Source organism: Serratia sp. CY74737, assembly GCF_052166775.1.
Lineage (GTDB): Bacteria > Pseudomonadota > Gammaproteobacteria > Enterobacterales > Enterobacteriaceae > Serratia > Serratia ureilytica.
Genome location: NZ_JBJNOF010000011.1, coordinates 44,472 through 63,083 on the forward strand (window position 1 = coordinate 44,472; position 18,612 = coordinate 63,083).

Annotated in this window: 23 protein-coding genes; 7 read left to right on the plus strand and 16 right to left on the minus strand. The window is 53.6% G+C overall.

Going from position 1 to position 18,612, the window contains the following annotated elements; genetic code table 11:
• Positions 1 to 7 precede the first annotated feature (7 nt).
• From ACJ8PE_RS15970 to ACJ8PE_RS16005, 8 genes are all read right to left on the minus strand, one after another.
• A complete protein-coding gene (locus ACJ8PE_RS15970) occupies positions 8 to 463 on the minus strand; it encodes a DUF2597 family protein (protein ID WP_047730038.1) in 456 nt (151 codons plus the stop codon).
• On the minus strand, positions 460 to 1,584 hold the full coding sequence (locus tag ACJ8PE_RS15975; RefSeq protein ID WP_337046465.1) for a DUF2586 domain-containing protein: 1,125 nt from the start codon (positions 1,582 to 1,584) through the stop codon (positions 460 to 462). Before ACJ8PE_RS15975 ends, ACJ8PE_RS15970 begins: the two co-directional genes overlap by 4 nt.
• Positions 1,581 to 2,291, minus strand: coding sequence for a hypothetical protein (locus tag ACJ8PE_RS15980; RefSeq protein WP_442536815.1), 711 nt, complete (start codon positions 2,289 to 2,291; stop codon positions 1,581 to 1,583). The genes ACJ8PE_RS15975 and ACJ8PE_RS15980 overlap by 4 nt, the downstream gene beginning before the upstream one ends.
• Entirely contained in the window at positions 2,288 to 2,791 is a 504-nt protein-coding gene (locus ACJ8PE_RS15985; protein ID WP_336843949.1) for a phage tail protein, read from the minus strand. Before ACJ8PE_RS15985 ends, ACJ8PE_RS15980 begins: the two co-directional genes overlap by 4 nt.
• Positions 2,788 to 3,240, minus strand: a complete 453-nt coding sequence (locus ACJ8PE_RS15990) for a head completion/stabilization protein (protein WP_103681982.1) — start codon at positions 3,238 to 3,240, stop codon at positions 2,788 to 2,790. The genes ACJ8PE_RS15985 and ACJ8PE_RS15990 overlap by 4 nt, the downstream gene beginning before the upstream one ends.
• A 99-nt stretch (positions 3,241 to 3,339) precedes the next feature.
• On the minus strand, positions 3,340 to 4,044 hold the full coding sequence (gene gpM, locus ACJ8PE_RS15995; RefSeq protein WP_160204514.1) for a phage terminase small subunit: 705 nt from the start codon (positions 4,042 to 4,044) through the stop codon (positions 3,340 to 3,342).
• Positions 4,045 to 4,049: 5 nt separating this feature from the next.
• A complete protein-coding gene (locus ACJ8PE_RS16000) occupies positions 4,050 to 5,066 on the minus strand; it encodes a phage major capsid protein, P2 family (protein WP_076741070.1) in 1,017 nt (338 codons plus the stop codon).
• A 65-nt stretch (positions 5,067 to 5,131) separates the two neighbouring features.
• Positions 5,132 to 5,971 (minus strand): GPO family capsid scaffolding protein, encoded by an 840-nt coding sequence (locus ACJ8PE_RS16005; protein ID WP_442536816.1) that lies wholly within the window; start codon positions 5,969 to 5,971, stop codon positions 5,132 to 5,134.
• Between the two features lie 165 nt (positions 5,972 to 6,136).
• Here ACJ8PE_RS16005 and ACJ8PE_RS16010 point away from each other — a divergent pair, with 165 nt between their 5' ends.
• From ACJ8PE_RS16010 to ACJ8PE_RS16020, 3 genes are read left to right on the plus strand one after another with little or no spacing between them, the layout of a single operon-like run.
• Positions 6,137 to 7,918, plus strand: a complete 1,782-nt coding sequence (locus tag ACJ8PE_RS16010; RefSeq protein ID WP_442536817.1) for a terminase large subunit domain-containing protein — start codon at positions 6,137 to 6,139, stop codon at positions 7,916 to 7,918.
• Positions 7,915 to 8,964, plus strand: coding sequence for a phage portal protein (locus ACJ8PE_RS16015; protein ID WP_394853025.1), 1,050 nt, complete (start codon positions 7,915 to 7,917; stop codon positions 8,962 to 8,964). The genes ACJ8PE_RS16010 and ACJ8PE_RS16015 overlap by 4 nt, the downstream gene beginning before the upstream one ends.
• A 50-nt stretch (positions 8,965 to 9,014) precedes the next feature.
• On the plus strand, positions 9,015 to 9,287 hold the full coding sequence (locus tag ACJ8PE_RS16020) for an ogr/Delta-like zinc finger family protein (protein WP_175628166.1): 273 nt from the start codon (positions 9,015 to 9,017) through the stop codon (positions 9,285 to 9,287).
• 279 nt (positions 9,288 to 9,566) lie between these two features.
• Here ACJ8PE_RS16020 and ACJ8PE_RS16025 read toward each other — a convergent pair whose 3' ends face one another.
• From ACJ8PE_RS16025 to ACJ8PE_RS16055, 7 genes are all read right to left on the minus strand, one after another.
• Positions 9,567 to 11,621, minus strand: coding sequence for a replication endonuclease (locus ACJ8PE_RS16025; protein ID WP_442536818.1), 2,055 nt, complete (start codon positions 11,619 to 11,621; stop codon positions 9,567 to 9,569).
• A gap of 97 nt (positions 11,622 to 11,718) precedes the next feature.
• The gene (locus ACJ8PE_RS16030; RefSeq protein WP_060437277.1) at positions 11,719 to 11,958 is read right to left on the minus strand and encodes a DUF2732 family protein; all 240 of its coding nucleotides are present in this window, start codon (positions 11,956 to 11,958) and stop codon (positions 11,719 to 11,721) included.
• A 78-nt stretch (positions 11,959 to 12,036) separates the two neighbouring features.
• A complete protein-coding gene (locus ACJ8PE_RS16035; RefSeq protein WP_413713041.1) occupies positions 12,037 to 12,486 on the minus strand; it encodes a hypothetical protein in 450 nt (149 codons plus the stop codon).
• 2 nt (positions 12,487 to 12,488) lie between these two features.
• The gene (locus ACJ8PE_RS16040; protein WP_442536819.1) at positions 12,489 to 12,908 is read right to left on the minus strand and encodes a hypothetical protein; all 420 of its coding nucleotides are present in this window, start codon (positions 12,906 to 12,908) and stop codon (positions 12,489 to 12,491) included.
• A 2-nt stretch (positions 12,909 to 12,910) separates the two neighbouring features.
• Positions 12,911 to 13,114 carry a phage filamentation protein Fil family protein gene (locus ACJ8PE_RS16045; protein WP_047730024.1) on the minus strand — a complete coding sequence of 68 codons (204 nt, stop codon included), beginning with the start codon at positions 13,112 to 13,114 and terminating at the stop codon, positions 12,911 to 12,913.
• 9 nt (positions 13,115 to 13,123) lie between these two features.
• Positions 13,124 to 13,633 (minus strand): phage regulatory CII family protein, encoded by a 510-nt coding sequence (locus ACJ8PE_RS16050; RefSeq protein ID WP_442536820.1) that lies wholly within the window; start codon positions 13,631 to 13,633, stop codon positions 13,124 to 13,126.
• A gap of 32 nt (positions 13,634 to 13,665) precedes the next feature.
• Positions 13,666 to 13,887, minus strand: a complete 222-nt coding sequence (locus ACJ8PE_RS16055) for a regulator (protein ID WP_100396482.1) — start codon at positions 13,885 to 13,887, stop codon at positions 13,666 to 13,668.
• 126 nt (positions 13,888 to 14,013) lie between these two features.
• On the opposite strand from ACJ8PE_RS16055, the gene ACJ8PE_RS16060 reads away from it, so the two are divergent.
• The 4 genes from ACJ8PE_RS16060 to ACJ8PE_RS16075 all read left to right on the plus strand — a co-directional run bounded on the left by ACJ8PE_RS16060 (position 14,014) and on the right by ACJ8PE_RS16075 (position 17,444).
• Positions 14,014 to 14,589 carry a phage repressor protein CI gene (locus tag ACJ8PE_RS16060; protein ID WP_342097278.1) on the plus strand — a complete coding sequence of 192 codons (576 nt, stop codon included), beginning with the start codon at positions 14,014 to 14,016 and terminating at the stop codon, positions 14,587 to 14,589.
• The gene (locus ACJ8PE_RS16065) at positions 14,586 to 15,719 is read left to right on the plus strand and encodes an AAA family ATPase (protein WP_342097277.1); all 1,134 of its coding nucleotides are present in this window, start codon (positions 14,586 to 14,588) and stop codon (positions 15,717 to 15,719) included. The genes ACJ8PE_RS16060 and ACJ8PE_RS16065 overlap by 4 nt, the downstream gene beginning before the upstream one ends.
• A gap of 3 nt (positions 15,720 to 15,722) precedes the next feature.
• The gene (locus ACJ8PE_RS16070) at positions 15,723 to 16,319 is read left to right on the plus strand and encodes a hypothetical protein (RefSeq protein ID WP_342097276.1); all 597 of its coding nucleotides are present in this window, start codon (positions 15,723 to 15,725) and stop codon (positions 16,317 to 16,319) included.
• A gap of 90 nt (positions 16,320 to 16,409) precedes the next feature.
• Entirely contained in the window at positions 16,410 to 17,444 is a 1,035-nt protein-coding gene (locus ACJ8PE_RS16075) for a phage integrase (protein WP_342097275.1), read from the plus strand.
• Between the two features lie 344 nt (positions 17,445 to 17,788).
• Here the strand turns inward: ACJ8PE_RS16075 and ACJ8PE_RS16080 are convergent, their stop codons facing one another.
• On the minus strand, positions 17,789 to 18,562 hold the full coding sequence (locus tag ACJ8PE_RS16080) for an ankyrin repeat domain-containing protein (RefSeq protein ID WP_197793186.1): 774 nt from the start codon (positions 18,560 to 18,562) through the stop codon (positions 17,789 to 17,791).
• Positions 18,563 to 18,612: the final 50 nt, after the last annotated feature.

The window sequence follows — 18,612 nt, forward strand, 5'->3', positions numbered from 1 at the left end:
GTCACCCTTACCCGATCAGGTTCTGCGTCACTTCCGCTTCCAGGTAAGGAATGCCGCCCAGGCGCACAAAATCCGCGTCCGTCACCACAAACTTAATCTTGTGCGTCATAATGCTGCCGCCCTTCGGATCAACGTCCAGAATGTCACTCAAAATCAGCTTGCAGCCGAACGCCTCCACTTTCAGCTCCTCCCCGCCGGCCTTGGCGTACCACATCAGATCAATCGGCGGGATGCCGCGCCAGCTGCCGGCGGCCCGCGCCTTGGCGGTCACCTGCGCCAGGGATTTGGTGCTTAGCTCCATTTCCCCCTCGGCGGCCACGTCGCCGGAAACCCAGCCATCGGGCACGCCGCCCGTTTGGGCTGCGGCGGTGTTGTCGGTAATGCTCAGGCTCACTTTTTCCGCATGGACTAAATCACCGTCCATATTGAAATCAACCGACTGGCCAGAAATTCGTTTTGTCATGCCGCGCCCTCCAGCGAGTTATCCAACATCAGACTTACCGTGATGCCTTTCGGGCATTCGTAGGTACGGATCACCAGGTAAATTTCCACCTTGGTGGAGGTGCGCCAGGTAATTTGCACATCCCCTTCCAGCGGCGCTTTGACTTCGCCGGGGAACGTCACGCCGTTAATCTGCGTACTGCGCGCCATTTCTCGCAGCGTCTTGGCAAAATACTGTTGGTGCGCCGCAATGCTGGTTGGTGTGCTGTTCAGTGAACGATCGGCAATCTTGGGAATTGCCAGCAGTCGCACACGGCGCGCCGCCTTATCCACTACGCGCAGGCTTTCAATCGCCTGGAAATCGCCGCCCTCCACATCCAGGGTGCGCCCGTCAGACCAGTAAAGGCCGTCGTAATCGGGATACCACATCGGCACGCTAAAGCGGTTTGCCTCCAGCGCCTGGAGCGTCGCCAGCTCCAACACTTCCCCGGAACCGTCCACCGGTGTGGACGTGCTGCCCATTTCGACCAGCGCCCCGGTAGCCACACGGGCCGGGCTATCGGCGATCGTCACAGCGCGGTTACACAGGCGGCCCGCCAAAACCCCCGGCTCATTGCCCCACAGACGCGGCACCAACTGGATCGCCGGCTCGGCAACGCCTTTTTGCAGATCGTTGATGCGGCCCACATACTCGGCCCAACCTTCGCCCTTTTGCAGCGATTCCACCGACAGAATGAACCACTGCCAGCGGCCAGACTTGGCGATAATCTCCGCCCGCAGGCTCTGCGCCTGCTTCACTACATCGAGCGTTGCCGGCACCAGGTTAACGATGCCCTCCACACTCGCCACTCGCTGCGCGGCCAGTACCGCCGCCGGCCAGTTCTTGGCGGCGTCTGCTTCCGCCAGCACATGCACATACGCGAACCAGTTTTGTCCGGCGTTCAACTTGGCGGCCTGAAGGTTGCTTTTCAGCACCGAATCCCCCACGCCCAACAGCACATCCAGATCGGTTTGCGTGTTCACCGGCAGCGTTTTGCCGATATTGGTTTTACCGGCCCCGACAAACAGCAATACCCGCTCGATCTCTTTGGTTTCGCCCTGGTGCCGGTTTACCTGGTTAACCTGAATCGTTGGCCAACTCATTGTTTCCCCTTAATGTCTTGCGCTTTCACATTCCAGCCAAACCCTATTGCCTGGAGTTGACGCGCCAACGCTTTGTTAAAATCCGCGTCACTCATGCCCAGGAACGGGCGGGACGGTAAATCGACCGTCCAGGCCGTTTTGGCCGCCTTGCCGCTCAACCTGCGGATCAGCAAGCCGGCCTGCGCGAATGACATATTTCCCACAATTTCCTTGAGCGGCGGCTTTCGCCAGCGCTTCCCGCGCCTCACCTGATAACCCAGCTGGCGCAGCTTCTTAGCCTGGCGCAGCGTGGCTTGCCGCTCGGTGTCGGCTTTCCTGCCGGCCACCTGTTCCCGCTTGATGGAAACCCGCATACCTGCCGATTGCGAAAACCCCACCACGCCCGCCGGCACGGCCTTATTGCCGTTGCGGTATCCACCGCCCTGGAGGTAAAGCCTTACGGCCTCCCGCTCTGGCATGTCGCGGATATGCAGCAAATTGGGCATGTTGCGCAGCATCTTGCCGCGTCGCCGGGTATTCCTCCCTTCCCAGGGCGTGCCGTCCGGTTGCTGCTGGTTGCGCACGTTGCGCTTAGCCGCGGCTATCACCCCGTATTTGGCCATGCGCCATAGCAGACGCTGGCGTTTGGCCTGGGGCATTTCCAGCTTGGCCAACTCCTTGCGCAGCGCCCGCAGCTGCGGGCGGCTCAACTCGCCGTTGATAATCACGGTGTTTCACCGATCGGCGCGCCGGTGCTATCTACGCCATAAATCCGCCCTTCCAGGGCCCACCAAATTTCCGGATCGGCCAATCGCCATCGCTTGCCGTCGAAAGGGATTAGCCCTTCTTCGTCCTGGGTCAGCGTGAGCGGCTCCGCCATCTTGAGCGCGATTTCCACCAACGCGGTTTTATCGTCCGTGACCACGATCGCCAGCTCCGGCAAAGTCGGTTCGAACCCCTGTTCAATTAGCCCTTGGTCGGCGTTCTCAATCAGCCAGGCCAGCAACAGCGCGCACAGGTTGCGCGGGTCAAATTGGCGATACGGGAAGCGCCCCCAGGACAAAACCGCCTCGTACTCCATCACCGCCATTTGGTATTGGTTCAGCCCCAAATCCTTCTGCGCGTTGATAAAGCTCACTTCTTCCATGTCGCTGTTAAATTCCAGGTTGGCCACGCGCGCCGGCAAATTGGCCTGGAGGAACGCGGTTAGCGTCTCTAACTTGCTCATACCAGCCGCGCCGACGATCGCCGCGCCCCCTTCATGTTGCGCAGCACCGTGGCGGCTTCCGCTAACAGCCGGCTGCGGGTTTCTGGGTTTTCCTGGCCGGCGTTCGGCGCCCGGCTAAATTGCGTCGAGTATTCGCCCAGCAAATCCGCTTTTGCCCTGGCAAAAACGGCTTTTTCGTACTGCGCGATCAGCGCGCTTTTCTCACCGATCGCCACGCCTGGCACATCCTTGGCCGTGGTGTATCCCTTCGCCTGGTGCTGGGCCGCCAGCTTTTCCAGGTCTAAATTAATCTCGGCCACGCTGGCCACCAGGGCCGCCCCCAGGGTTTCCGCGTCAATATCAGGCGGAATGTTGCGCCGCTTCTGGAACGCCGCCAGGCTCAAATCTGGCCAAAACCCGTTGTTGGTAAGCGTCTCATCCTGGTAATCCGTCGCCTTGCCGTTAAACATCGTTGCTACTCCGAAAAAAAGCGGGCAGACCGGTTTCCATAGCACATCGCACCGAAGTGCCTTGCCTCCACCGCGCCCGCTTTGGCTTGCGGTAGTCTTTTATTCTTTTTCCAGCGCCCGCAGCCTGGCCGCAATTCGCTGCCGCTGCGTCTTAACGCCGGCCCCTCTGGGGTTAAATGCCTGCGCCTGGGCCAACAATGCATCCGCCTGCTTCAGCGTCGCCACATCCTCCACGGCGCTGGCCAGCGGCTGGCCGTTGTCATCACGCAACAGCATCAGCCCGGCAAACTTGAACCACTTGGCGCTGATCTCCTCATGCAGCCGCCAGTTGTCCCGCACATTGGCAAAGGTGCGGGAGAAGTACGGCTCCAGGCTTTCGCCCCGGCTGGCCTCCTCCTCTGCCCAGGTCAACACCGTATCCGCCACAAACGCGGCAAAGCTGCGTTTTAGCCTGTCCGGCGTCTGCTGCCGCTGGGCGATCGCCAGGTCGGCCCAATCCAACGCCTTATCAAAATCCCCCACGTCAAACAGCCAGATCACGCACCAGGCAAAAATGGGGTTGGCGTAAACCTCGCCCTCCGCCAGATAGGTTTCCACGGTCGGCAGCCAGCGCGGCAACAGCTCATCGCGTTTCATGGCGATGCGGTCAGCGGTGCGCGGCAGCTCACGCAGCCGGCGAATATCCCGCTCCATTGCCTGCACCTGGAGGTGCAGACTGTCCCAACCTGCCAGCGCCTGCTGGCGTTCAAGTTTGCGCTCGGCCTGAACCCTGGCCGTGTGGCGCTGCGCGGGGGAAAGTGACATTGCGCTTACTCCCCTTTCGGCGCTTCCACCTTGCCAATGGTCACGGCGGATTCATCAAAGGCGGCGTACATTTCCGGGTATTCCACGGCGTAACCTTCATTGCGCAGATACTTGTTCTCGTACTGCTTACGATCTTCCACAAACTCCGCCTTGCGCTGGCGGGTGCCGCGCTGGGTGTAGATGTGAAGGTTGCTCAGCGGCGTCACCACCATGCGCTTGCCCGGCATAAACGGCGGCACGATCGCCGGACGGCCAGCGATGGACGTTCCCAGCATTTGGGCCGCGATTTTTTCCGTTGGGCGGTCGGCGGCCTGGTACAAACGATGTTGCTCCGCTGCCACCAGGTCAGCACCAACCAGCACGGTTAAACGCGGGTCGTTGCGGAACTGCGCCGGGATCTTGCTGTTGATAAGGTCAGACGCCATCGCGTCCAGCGACACATAATCACCGCCGGCCCCCAGGCTCACCGCATCGGTGATGATCTGGTTTTCGTCAAAGTTCTTAACGAACTGTTGCCAGCCGATATTGACGTCCTCGCCGTTCGGGTTGTCCTTCGGGTTGGTCGTTTTGGCCACGGATGTGCCGTTAAAGCCAATGCGCAACATATCCAGGGCAAAGGATTGGTTGGTGAATTCCTGCATACGCTGGAAAAATTCGTTTTCGTCGCCGGCGTTCGCCCAAACGGACAACATGGCCCAGGTCAGCGCCGCGCCGGAGTCGGTTTCCGAGAGCTTGTATTCCAGGCCATCGATGCCGGTATTACGGATAAAGCGGCCGCCCTCTTTACGCCCGGTGAAGATGCCCGGATTGCCCACGTTCACCACCTGACCGGAAAGCTGGTCAACATCGGCAACGGTGATCATGGACAGGAAATCCACGGACTCCAGCAGCGCGGCGCGTAATTGAGTCTCTTTTGGATCGGTCAGAGAAAAATATCGCTCGGTATTTTCCTGGCCGTAGGCTTCCGCCAAACCTGCGCTATATTGATGCAGTAATTCACGCGCACGTTGATTTAAAAACATAGATACCCCTCACCCATCGGATGAATAAACACTAATCTTTCCCCAAGGGAATAACGCAAATCGAATTACAGATAGGTAAACGGTTTGCGACCTTTACCCGGATTGCGGCTCGGCAATTGGGTAATTTGTTTGTCCAGCTTGCTGAAGTTTTTCACGATACCGCCGATATTATCGCGCAGGGTTTTAAATTCCTGGGTATCCACAACTTCTTTTACGGTGTCCACATCTTCCTGGACTTCTTCAACGGCGGTTGCAGTTTCTGCGGCTTTACCTTCCAGCGCAGAAAGGCGCGTTTCAATCTCGGCCAAGGCTTCCGCCAGCGCCTGCAATTTATCGCCATCTTCGGGGGTTTCTGGCTGCTGCGGTTCTTCCTCAATGGAGAACATGCTACGCCAGCCTTTCTTTTTATTTCCTGACATCTTCACTTCCTCTTTAATTTCTTTGACCTCATCAAAAGCCAGCGGCTTTAATGCGCCATACCGTTTATTTTTGTGGCGTTTGCTAAAACGCATTCGCTCCGTGTAAACGCTAGCCGGTTCATCGGTAACGCCCAGCCCTTCCAGGTAGCTCTTACCCGTTCCACGAAAATTGCCATCAGGCGTGAATTCTGCGGAGCAAAAGAGTAGCTGCCCGTCTGCATTTGCCTGCATGAGTGATAGATTCGGGCACAGCCTCGCATAAAGCCGCATAACCCCATCATCACCTTCCTGGCTCATTAGCTCTAACACCCGCCCCCGATTACCGTAATTTCGGGAGTGTTCCGGCCATAAAAGCGCGGTATACAAATTAGGGTCGTATAGCTCGGCGGCATCCGTTATCCATTGCCTTTTAATATAACGGCCATCAACCGTCTCACCTTCGGCGCAAACACAAATCCAGTTCGTCATTAATTGCGAATCTGACATAACCCCTACTTTCAATTTCGTGTTTGTTTCGACAGATGCAGTATCGCCAATTAATTCACATCCCGCACGGCCTTAATATCTTATGAATTCGGATAAGCACTATTAACCGAACCATACCGATCAACACCCGAAGTTAACCGAAAATAAAGCCTGCATAATTGGCACATGGCTAAATATTCAGATGAACTAATCGGCGTTGCGCGTTCGCTGTACTTAAAACATTGGACGCCTAAAGAGATCGCCAACGAACTTAATTTGCCGAATGCGCGAATTATTTACTATTGGGCTACAAAATGGAGCTGGGCGGATATGCTCAGCCATGAAAGCATTGAGGAGACAATCAACCGCCGCATTCAGGTATTAACCCACCGCGACGGTAAAACAGAACTGGAGCACAAAGAACTTGATAGCCTGATCGCGCACCATTGCAAACTGCGTATTCAGCAAGCCAAACATGCAGAGAAACTTGCCGCCGCCGCTTCCCAGGGAAATGGCGACTATTCCGCTGCCGGCGACGGTGACCAGGACACAGGCAAGAAAAAGCGCAAATACCGCAAAAATGATATTTCCGCGCTGACTCAGGAGGATTTCGACGCGTTCGCCGACGAGCACCTTTTCGGCTACCAAAAACACCTGCGCCTAAACATCACCCAGCAAATCCGCAACATCCTGAAAAGCCGGCAGATCGGCGCAACCTGGTATTTCGCGTTTGAGGCATTGGAAAACGCCGTAATGACCGGCGATCCGCAAATTTTCCTTTCGGCTTCACGCCCGCAGGCCGAGGTGTTCCGCTCGTACATCGTCAACATCGCGGAGCAGTATTTCGGCGTGACGCTGACCGGCAACCCGATCCGTTTGAGCAACGGCGCGGAGCTACGTTTTCTTTCCACCAACTCCAACACGGCGCAATCCTACAGCGGCCACCTGTATGTGGATGAGTATTTTTGGATACAGAACTTTGCGCGCCTTAACGAGGTGGCCAGCGCAATGGCCACGCATGACCGGTGGCGCACAACCTACTTTTCCACGCCCAGCAGTAAGACACACCAGGCTTACCCGTTTTGGACGGGTGAGGATTGGAAGCGCGGCGACGCCAAGCGCAAAAAGGTGGAGTTTCCAACGTTCAAGGAGCTGCGCGACGGCGGGCGGCTTTGTCCCGATGAGCAATGGCGCTACGTCATCACAATGGAAGATGCGATCGCCGGCGGGTTTAACCTGGCCAGCATCGACAAGCTGCGCAACAAGTACAACCGCGACACGTTCAACATGCTTTACATGTGCGTGTTCGTGGACAGCGGCGACAGCGTTTTCCGCTTCAACGAGCTGGAGCGCTGCGGGGTTGAGGTGTCACTCTGGCAAGACCACGACCCCACCGCCGCGCGCCCGTTCGGCAATCGTGAAGTGTGGGCCGGCTTCGACCCCGCGCGCAGCGGCGACACGTCCACCTTTGTGATCATCGCGCCGCCGCTCTATGAGGGTGAGCGCTTCCGCGTCCTGGCCACGTTCTATTGGCAGGGGATGAACTGGAAGCACCAGGCCAACCAGATAAAGGCGCTGTTTGAGCGCTACAACATGACGCACATCGGGATCGACATTACCGGCATCGGCAGCGGCGTGTTTGAAATGGTGCAGGGCTTCGCCATGCGCCAGGCGGTGGCCATCCATTACGGACTGGAGAGCAAAACGCGCCTGGTGCTGAAAATGGTGGATGTGGTGGAAAGCCAGCGCATCGAATGGGACAGCGAGCAGAAAGAGATCCCGGCCAGCTTCCTGGCCATCCGGCGCACCAGTACGACCAAAGGCAACAGCATGACTTTTGTTGCGGATCGCACCCAGGAAACGGGACACGCGGACGTGTTTTTTGCCATCGCCCATGCCGTGGATAACGAACCGCTCAACTTTGAGAACCAACGCAAATCAACATGGAAAACGAGTAAGGCCGCATGAAAAAGAACAAGCAACGCCAGCGCCGTGTAGCGGCAAACCACCAACGCGCCGCCGAGACGACCCCGGCGCGCAAGATGAGCATCACCACCCTGGGCAAGCCGGAGCCGGTACTCACGACCGGCACCGATTACCGGGAAATCTGGTATGACAATGATTTTGACCATTACACGCTGCCGATTGACCGCCTGGCGCTGGCGCAGCTGGTTAACCTGAACGGCCAGCACGGCGGCGTGCTGTACGCGCGCCATAACATGGTGGCGGCGGATTACCAGGGCGGCGGCCTGACGCATCAGGCGCTGAAAGGAGGGATTTTTGATTACTTCACCTTCGGCGACCTGGCCATTGCGAAAGTGCGCAACGGCTGGGGCGACGTGTGCGCCCTGGCCCCGCTGCCGTCGCTCTATACCCGCCGCCGCAAGGACGGCTCTTTTGTTGTTCTGCAAAAGGGGGAGCCGCTGCCGTTCCTGGAGGAGGATGTGATTTTTTTACGCCAGTACGATCCGCAGCAACAGGTTTACGGCCTACCGGACTACATCGGCGGCATCCATTCCGCACTGCTAAACAGTGAAGCCACTATCTTTCGCCGTCGCTACTACCACAACGGCGCACACACCGGCGGCATCATCTACACCAACGACCCCAATTTAAGCACCGAGGTTGAAGATGAAATCGTGCAGAGCCTGGAGCAAAGCAAGGGGATCGGCAATTTCAGCACGCTATTTGTGAATATCCCGAAAGGTGACCCGGAGGGGATTAAATTCATTCCGATCGGCGACATCAGCGCAAAGGATGAGTTTGCCAACGTGAAAAACATCAGCGCCCAGGACGTTCTTGCGGCGCATCGCTTCCCGGCGGGCCTGGCCGGCATTATTCCAGGCAACACGGCGGGCCTGGGCGACCCGGAGAAAGCCCGCGAAACCTACCGAAAAGACGAGGTGATCCCCGTACAACGCATGATTACGGATGCCATCAATAGCGATCCGGACGTGCCAGCGCACCTACACCTAAATTTCAGCGTCGAACCGTCACAATCGGGTGCGTTATGAGGAGAAAAACGTTAAAATTCCAGAAGTTTGCCACTTTTGGAGTCAGAAACATGCGCGTGATGAAAGTCTTATGCACGGAATGCGGCGCTAACGCGATTATCAGAAAAACGGCCCGTAAACACCGCCAGATTTCCGATCTGTATTGCGCTTGCACTGACGTGGAATGTGGCCACACTTTTGTGATGAATGTGACCTTTTCTCATACGCTTAGCCCCAGCGCCAAGACCGGGGATAAGCTGCTGAAAACCGTTGTTGACAGTATGAACCCGCAACAACGGCAAATGATGCTCGATTTATTGCAGGGTGCCGCCTCCGCCGCCTGAATTAACGCCTCCGTCCTGGGGGCGTTTTTGTAACTGCCGGTCAACGTCTGCGGCCAGTGTAGTCGTCATTTCAGAAATCCATGATAAAGCCAACTCCCGATCGTCGCTGCTGCAACGACCGTTAGCGACTAAGCGCGCCACAAGTTCAATGCGCTGTATAGCCAGTGATTCAAAGAAAAAATCCCTCACGGCTCCCTCCATCTTATTCTAGGTTTAGCAATTTTATACTGTATATTCGTACAGTATACATAATATTTAGCAAAATGAATAATTAAGACATCACCCATTCCAGCCTGGCCACAACTCACACGCCGGATCGCTGGCCATTTCCTCCAGTCGTCCATTGCGCATTTTTAACGCCCGGTCGCCATATATCCGCAGGGCGCTGCCCCTGGTGAGTATGTCTATCTCATACTGATCGCCGGCAAAACCACGCCGCTGTAACTCCCTCGATAATCGCCGCCACTCCTCTGGCGTACAGTTATTGACAGAACTCCAAGGGGCGGCGTTGCCGCCAGGTAAACCGGCCTCCGCTTCGCTTTCGGCCAACTTAGGCACGATCGCCCACTTCACCAATCGCGTACAAACCGCCGACTCCTCCCCCAAGCGAGGAGAATAAACACCCGTGACGCGCTGCACGTCTTCCGCATAGACGTTGCCGCGCTCGGTGACCTCATAGGCCAGGCGTACGGTCAAATCTTTGCGGGCGACCAGCGGCCCGCCCTGAAACTCGGTATAGGCCGACCAGTTCCCCACGTCGGCGGCAAAACGCACGTTGTCCATATCCTGATCGGGAATGATATGCCCATCGCCAGGCAGGCGGCGCAGTTCGCGCCAAACGGTCACCGGCGCGCCGCCGATCTGCTGAAACTGGCGGATGCGCCAGCGACTTGCCCAGGCACTTACCGCCTTGGCCATGTCTTTCAGGTTCTCGCCGGTTTCGTCGTCGGACTCACCGTCCAGGGCGTAACCGTCGATGTTTTTGGAAATGTATTTGGCGATGTAGCCCGTAGCGCTCCCCTTTGCCGGGTCGATCGGCTCAACGTGGAAACGTGCTTGCAGCGCCTTGGCGGTCTGTAACTCCTCGGACTCCGCCCGGCGGGCGTGATAGCAAAGAATATCGCGCACCTGGTCAACGTCGCCCGGCAGCATGAATAACAGCATGTGCCAGTGCGGGGTGCCATCGTGGTGCGGCTCCACCACGCGGAAACCGAAAACGTGAATGCCGGCGCGCGCGATCGCCGCGCGGGCTTTCGCCCAAACGCCACACAGGTATTTTTGCGTTTCCCGTGGGCTTGCGCCGTTCCACTGCGACACAAAACCGCCAGTGCTATGCACCGCGTGATACTTTGACGGGGCCGTTATTGTGTAGAACTCGCCCACACACCCCATTTCAGCGGCCAGATCTTCAAAACCGCGCATTCTAACCATAAGTTCACACCTCCGAATTGCAGGGTTGGCATTGCTGCCGTTTACCATGTCGGCCAGCGACACCCGATCGCCGTCCTCGTTTTCCAGCTCAAACGAATTGAAGAATTCGCGGTTGCGTTTCTTCTGCTCTATCCACTCGCTCAGGGTTGAACGGCTGACATAGGCCGACGCGGCTTTTTGCACCTGGCCCACTGCAATGGCCAGGTGTTCACGCATCAGATCGCGACGACGTTTCAACCGCGCTCGCCACCACTCCGGGGCCATCATCCGCAATAAGCCAGATTCCATTTGCGCCAATTTGATGCCGCGCCCAGTTGCCTGCCGCCAGTAAGGCGGCTCAGTGCCCACCTGTCGGCACAGTCCCGCCAGGTTGCGATAGGCGGCCCAGGTGCGGGCACGCATTTCTTTATCCGTGGTGGCCTGGCCGGTAAATTTGCGGTCGATATAGTCGGAAAAGCTGGCCGCCAGAAAATCGGCCACGCGGTGCGCTAGGTTGCGCAGGTCATCGCGGCCCAAGGTCGGCAAGCGGGCCAGATCGTCATTAAAGGGGAAAGGCATAAAACCCGCTGTATGGAAGCGGGTTTCGTATCGCTGGGTAACTTGCTGTAGACGCGGCAATATATTTTCGCCCACCGTGGTGCGCAAAAATGCATTGGCGCGGCGTCGGCCGTCTTCGCCCTTTTTGAAAAGCTGCTCATACCGGCGGCCAAAGTAGCCCGCCAGGTAATCGGGCATTTCGCCCAGGTACTGACTGCGCCACTTGTGATCGGTTTTATCCAGCTGCCACAATTGGCGCTCGGTGATGCTTATATCATCCGGCGCACCAGGCGCGAATTGCTCACGCTGCCAACGGGTGGCAGCGTGGTAATCGCCGTTTCTTTCCTGCTGTAGATGCAGACTCACACTCTTCCCTAATCGTAATTTTGATTTTCAGGACGCTGCGCCGCCTTTTTGTCAGCCGCGCGCCCCATCCACACCCAAACGGCGCAAAAGCCGCCGATCAACAGTACCCAGCACATGAGAGCCCCTCGTTTTTCCATTTCTCAGCGTCCTGGCGCAGCAGTTCCACGATCTCAACGGCGGATAACTCTTGGTTGGCCATCGCGGTGGCCATACGGTCTAAGTGACCGGAAAACTTCACGGCGGCATCCGCCTGGGCCTCGCGGCGCGCCAAGTCGAGCGCATGTTTCATGGAGGCGCGCGCGGCGCGGTTGCTAATGTCTTGGCCGATAGTTGGCATGGTGTTTTCTCCGATTTGGGCAAAAAGAATCCCCCGGCTACCAGGTGGAAGCCGTGGGGCGTTTGTGATTAATGGGTTTTAGTGTCGGCGCTGGCCGGTAGTTGTATCGATAAAGCGTGACGCGCTGCCATCCCGAAAAATCAGCGAGTCAGCAGGGGAAACGTTTGGCGCTGGCAGGCGGTGCAGCTCATAGGTTGCCGACCACCATTGGAGGATCAGCGCGGTAATGCTGCCCTGGCCCAACATCCCCGCCACATAGAACAGGGCGCGGATAGATGCCAGGGTTTCCGCCTGTTCTTCGGCGGTGCCAGCTTCACGGTATGCGCGGCACCAAAACGCCGCATTGGAGGCAAACCACTGGTAAGGGCTGGTCAAATGCATGGAGTCATTGAAAACAAACGGTTCCAGGGCAACAAGGCCATCAACTTCTTGGCATTTGGCCAGGAAAAAGCGGGCATAGTTCGGCGCTACTCCCCAAGCGGCCAAATCGTCCATAAGCCCCTGCTTTTCAACTGCGATCACTTTCATGTTTACATTTCCTCTGCCTGGCCTTGCAGGCTTTCTTGTTGCTCTAAAATCCTGATAATGTGCGGCGCTGCCACCATTTCCACTTGCTTGCGCACCGGGTGATGCTCCTTCATATTTCGGCGCGTTCCCTTCCGCTGAAAGTCCGATTCACGCAGAGATCCAAACCCACCAAACACATTCCGCGCCTTTTGGATGCCGGCACGAATCTGCATGATTGCTTGAGGGGGTAGCCGCTCGAACAGCTCGCGCCAAAGGCAATTGCTCAAACTGGCTTTTAACTCCTCCCTCCCTTCCAGCGCCGCAGCGTGGATCACTACGCCGCGCCACTCTGGTGATAGGCCATTCCAAAAGTCGGCGGCCTCTGAATGTTCGGGGCAAACCTGGGCGCGGATTTTGGCCAACCAATAGTTGTTATCCGCCATCGTTACCCCCTCATACCCATCAAGCGGAACCACCAGGGGCGGCGCTTGGCCTGCTTACCTGGTGCAACGGAATCCCCTGAAAACACCACTCGGCTGGCGCATGGCTGCCAGCGCTGGCCGTTCGGCAGCTCAATCCAACCGTGGCCAAAGCTGGCCAGCTGCGGGGCCGGTGATTGTCTTTTCAGGTATTGCGCAAAAGCTTTCATGTAGTTACCTCAGCTCATGCCGAACGCCGGCGCGCAGGTGTTGAACACATCAACAGCAGCGGCCAGCACTGGCGTAGATTGGAAACGCGCTTCTACCGACACGACGATCAGCGACAGATCACGAATTGCCTGGTTGGCACGGTCGAGAATGGCGTTTTTACGGGATTGCGTCATAGGCGCATTGGATGCGGTTTCGCCGGCGATAGCGCCGATCGCCGCAGTGGCGCTTAACGTGTGAGTAGGCAAGCTGTTGGGCTTTGCCTCGTTGGTTGGCACCGCCGGCAAGCAATTAAGTTGCGCCAGTAGGCCATCAAGGATTGCCGCATCGTCAGTGATCGCGGTGAGCGTCACCAACTGGGAAAGCGTCAGTTCGTGCGGCTGCTCCGGGTTCAGCTTATTGCGTAGCACCTGCGACGAGACATTCAGCGCCGGGGCCAACTCTGCCAGGTTGTGTGCCTGAGCGAATCGGCGGCAAGCGCTGCTTAAGTGTGAGTGTTTAGACGTTTGGTAATCAAACATAGCGGTTTCCCTCCCCCTAACGCAAAATCGAACTATGCAGTAGCAATGTCACAATTTGAGAGAGCATCAACGGTCAACTGCGCAATGTTGATCATGACTTTTTCGCGTTTTTTATCTTTACGCAGGCGATGACGGGGCAAACGCCCATCGGCCAACATGTCATTTATAGTATCTTCAGCCAAACCAGTAAGTTCGCTGTAACGCTCTATCGTGACGTGAGGTGTGATCAGAGTGATTGAAATGTTAGGTCGCATGATGCAACATCCCCTGTTTAACAGTGTTTATCAGTGACGAATAGTGATGGTTCACATTTTGAAATCATGCGAACTATAAGATCACCAAATGAAATCGTCAACACAAAAGTTCACATGGTGAAATCTATGGATTTGGTAAAAGGTGGCCGCGGAGCGATAGAAAGGATGGTTGAGGCTTATGGCTTCAGTACCCGTCAAGCCCTTTGCGAGCAGTTAGGTGTATCAAAAAGCACTCTCGCCACCCGTTATATGCGGGACTCATTCCCATCAGACTGGGTCATTCAATGCGCATTAGAGACGGGGGTTTCTTTGCAATGGTTAGCAACAGGTGAAGGTGTTCAATTCGAAAACCTGCAAACTGATGTAGTAGCATTGCCAAAGAAAAAAATCATCAAAGGGGAATTGTTTGACTCAAGTTTCCTATTGTTTGATAAAGCATTTCTCCCTTCTAATTATGGTGAGGTCTGCATTATTGCAGATGGAGATGTTTTATATTTGTCTGAAAAGAAATTTGAATCCATTCAAGATGGGAAATGGATTATCAGTTTTGATAACAAAGTAAGCGTGAGAGAAATTACTGTTCTACCAAGTGATAGGGTTCGAGTTGAGGCGGGAAAATCTCCTTTCGAATGCTCGAAGAATGAAATTGAATATGTTTACAAAGTGATTGGCACATTCTTATTTAACGGTGGTTCACAATGAACATTACAAGATTAAAGTTGAAGAATTGGAAAAACTTTAGAAACATAGATGTAAATCTTATGGATAGGACTTATATAATTGGTCCAAATGCCGTAGGTAAATCAAATTTTCTTGATGTCTTTCGCTTTATGAAGGATATTGCAAAATCAGGAGGCGGACTACAGAAAGCAGTCGATGATCGAGGTGGTATCACAAAGTTAAGATGCCTACAGGCTCGCTCTGACACTGAAGTTAGTATTACACTATTTTTGGAGGATGATGGTATTAAATGGGTTTATGAATTAGCATTCAAAGCTCAAGGCAAGGGTAAGCAATTAATCACCATAACAAAAGAAAACGTTAAGAGAGATGATGACATAGTCATTACTCGTCCGGATAAAAATGATAAAAAAGATCCATTGCAATTAACTCAAACGCATTTGGAACAAATATTAGCAAACAAAAACTTTAGGGATATCTCGGATTTCTTTTCATCGGTAACATATTTACACTTGGTACCTCAGTTACTTAAGTATGCAAATGAAATAGGTGTTAGTAAAATCGAGGATGACCCATTTGGACAAGGTTTCTTGGATCGATTAGCATCTGTTCAAGCAAAAACGCGTGATGCATGGTTGAGAAAAATTCAATCAAGCTTATCTATAGCAGTGCCTCAGTTTAGTGAGTTGAAATTTGAACGAGATAAACTAGGCATGCCTCATTTAGAGGCTCGTTACAATCACTGGAGACCTAATGCAGGCTGGCAGAGAGAAGACCAATTCTCTGATGGAACATTGCGGTTAATCGGGTTAGTTTGGGCTCTTTTAGAAAAAAGACAACTTCTCTTAATGGAGGAGCCAGAATTATCTCTTAATAATGAAATAGTAAGATATATTCCTGAGATTATGGAGAATACACTCCGTGGTGCAAGAAACCAGAAGCAGGTAATTATAAGTACGCACAGTCCTGCTCTGCTTAACAATAATATAGATGGCAACAGTATCATTCTGCTTTACCCTACTGGTAATGGTACAGAAGCAAGACACCCTAATATCGATGAGCTCAACACTATGTCCGCAGGATTCTCTCCTGCCGAGGTGATGTTACCACTAACTTCACCGGAAAACATTGAAAAAATAGTTAAGGCATGACCTATGGTGGATATTTCTCTTGCTAGTGAAGATATTTTGAGTGAAACAACTCTAACAAAGATTATCTTATCGCTTAATAAGTTCAGGCTAGTAAATAAATTAGGGAGGAGTGACGGCTGCGGAAACATTATCAAAAACATTGAAAAATATAACGCTTTATCTCGAATCCATCACGTCATGATCATGTTGGATTTAGATTTAAAAGCGTCTGAGGACGTTTTCCTGGAAGAGATATATAAGAAAATAAGACACCGCGAGGAAAAATTATTATTTTCTGTTCCTGTCAGGGAAGTTGAAAGCTGGATATTAGCTGATAAGGTAGGCCTAAGTCAGTTCTTACGGATTTCTGAAGATAAGATAGATAATAATCCAGATCAGTTGCTTGACCCAAAAGAGAAAATCGTGAACCTAGCAAAATCGGCTAAAAATGCTGTGGCTAGAGCAGGCATTCCCCCCAAGGCAGGCAGTGCTGCAAAGGTAGGAATATCTTATAATAGTTTACTCAAAGAATTCGTTAATGAATCCTGGTCAATTGAAAGAGCGCGCCAAAACTCACCAAGTCTGAATAAAACAATGTCGATTTTAGAGCAAGTTGTGTAGCAACAAGTATGTATGTTACGGCTACTACAAACATTGACCACTGTTTTTATATACAGTTAAATACCCCTCAATTTTGAAAGGAGGGGCATAATGGCAGTTCGCAAACAATCATCCGGTAAGTGGTTATGTGAGTGCTACCCTGCTGGCCGTGAAGGTCGCAGGGTACGTAAGCAGTTCGCAACCAAAGGTGAAGCCTTAGCGTTTGAACGCTTCACTATGGAGCAGGTAGACAATAAGCCGTGGTTAGGCGAAGCGGTCGATCGCCGCAAGCTCAGTGAGGTTGCCAAACTTTGGTACAACCTGCACGGCCAATCCCTCACCGCTGGTGAACGTACCTACAAAAAACTATGCCTTGTAATTGAAGCTCTGGGCGATCCCCCTGCTACCACCTTCACCGCAAAAGACTTCGCGCATTATCGTGATAAGCGTTTGTCCGGTGAAATCTACTTTTCCGAGAAGTGGAAGAACGGTGCAGAACCCGTAACCGTCAATCTTGAACAAAGCTACCTAAGCGGTATGTTCAGCGAGTTGGCCCGGCTTGGCGAATGGAACCAACCCAATCCGTTAGAGAACATGCGCAAGTTCACCGTCGCAGAAAAGGAAATGGCGTGGCTGACGCACTCACAAATCACTGAGTTGTTAGCAGCCTGCAGTAGAGGCGATTCTGATTTGCCGCTTGTAGTCGAGGTGTGTCTCAGCACCGGCGCTCGTTGGCGAGAAGCGGAAAATCTCACCCGGTCACAGATAACACCGCATAAAATCACGTTCATCCGAACCAAAGGCAAAAAGAACCGCAGCGTTCCGATCAGTAAAGCACTGTACAAGAAGTTGATAACTCGGGGTGATGATCGTCTATTCAGCGAATGCTATTTTCGCTTTATGGCCGCGCTCGAAAACACCAGCATTCAATTGCCCAAAGGCCAGCTAACCCATGTGCTACGCCATACCTTTGCGGCGCACTTTATGATGTCTGGCGGCAACATTCTGGTATTGCAACGCATCCTCGGCCATCATGATATTAAGATGACAATGCGCTATGCTCACCTTGCGCCCGAGCACCTCGAAACCGCCCTACAATTCAATCCGCTGGCGACTATGCCAGGTGGCGACAAAGTGGCGGCATAGGTTGGCAATCCCCGTATTTCCTCCCCCTTCATCGGTATAAAAACTCTTTATAAAACAAATAACTTATTGATTTTATTATTGTAGTTAGGAAATCGGGTTTTTTGTTGCCTGAAACAGACTCCTATGGCCGCTGCCACTTACCTCGCCGTCAGGCATAAAGCATCCTATCTTTGAGCGTGGACGCCAGCATCCATTTCGATGCGCCGGTTTCAACGTAGAAACGCTGCTTGTGGATTCGCCACTGTTCAAAGAGATAGCGTCACAAACGGTACTTAACAACAGCACTCTCGTCGCTGTCGGCTACCTATTAGGTTGATCTTAGCATCCCACCACTTCGGGTTTGCTTATTGACTGACAGGAGCAGGCGGCCATTTCCCGCCACGCATAATCAGCTCGTCTCTGATGCGCTCAAGAGACTCTTTCGCCTCACTGCCGTCCGGACTCCTATTAATCAGTCGTTGCAGTTGATTACCCATCGTCCAACCCGAGTTGCCTCTTATATCGCTATCGGCACCTTTTTCTAAAAGAAGAATGGCGTGGTCATAGGAGTGATAGTCTAAAGCATCGATGAGCAGCGTATCACCCAGTGAATTTCTTATATTTATATCCGCACCATAATCCAACATGACCTCTAATGTCTCTGTATTCTTCGCAAGAATACTTTTAAATATAATTGGCTTATTGTTGATTTTATCTTTTGCATTAGGAGAGAGCCCCCCATCTAACATGGATTTTATCCAGATTCCCTTATTTGCCTTCATAACAAATTCAGCTGGGCTACTCCCCCCCTCAGCTCTTGGCTGCAGTGGGTCTGCTCCCGCCTTGACCAGAGCCGTAATGATCTTGAGCCGCTCTGGCGTGTTCTTGTCAAAGATAGCGTTATTTATCGCCCAGAATAATAACGTCATCTCCGCCTTGGCCGGCCGATTTAACGTTTCTTTGCTTACCGTCGGTAAAACCTTATCCAGCTTTTGCCTGTCACCCTCGTAGATGATCTTGGCGATGTCCAGCTGCTTACCTTCAAAGTAATCCTGTGGTTGTAGATCCCTACCTTGTTCGCATCCCTGCATCATGAGCATCGACAGCAACATGATAATGATAAGAGTGCTGTGCCTCATGCCATCTCCATTTTTAACATAACCACGGCCCAACTTTGCTTTATTACCGT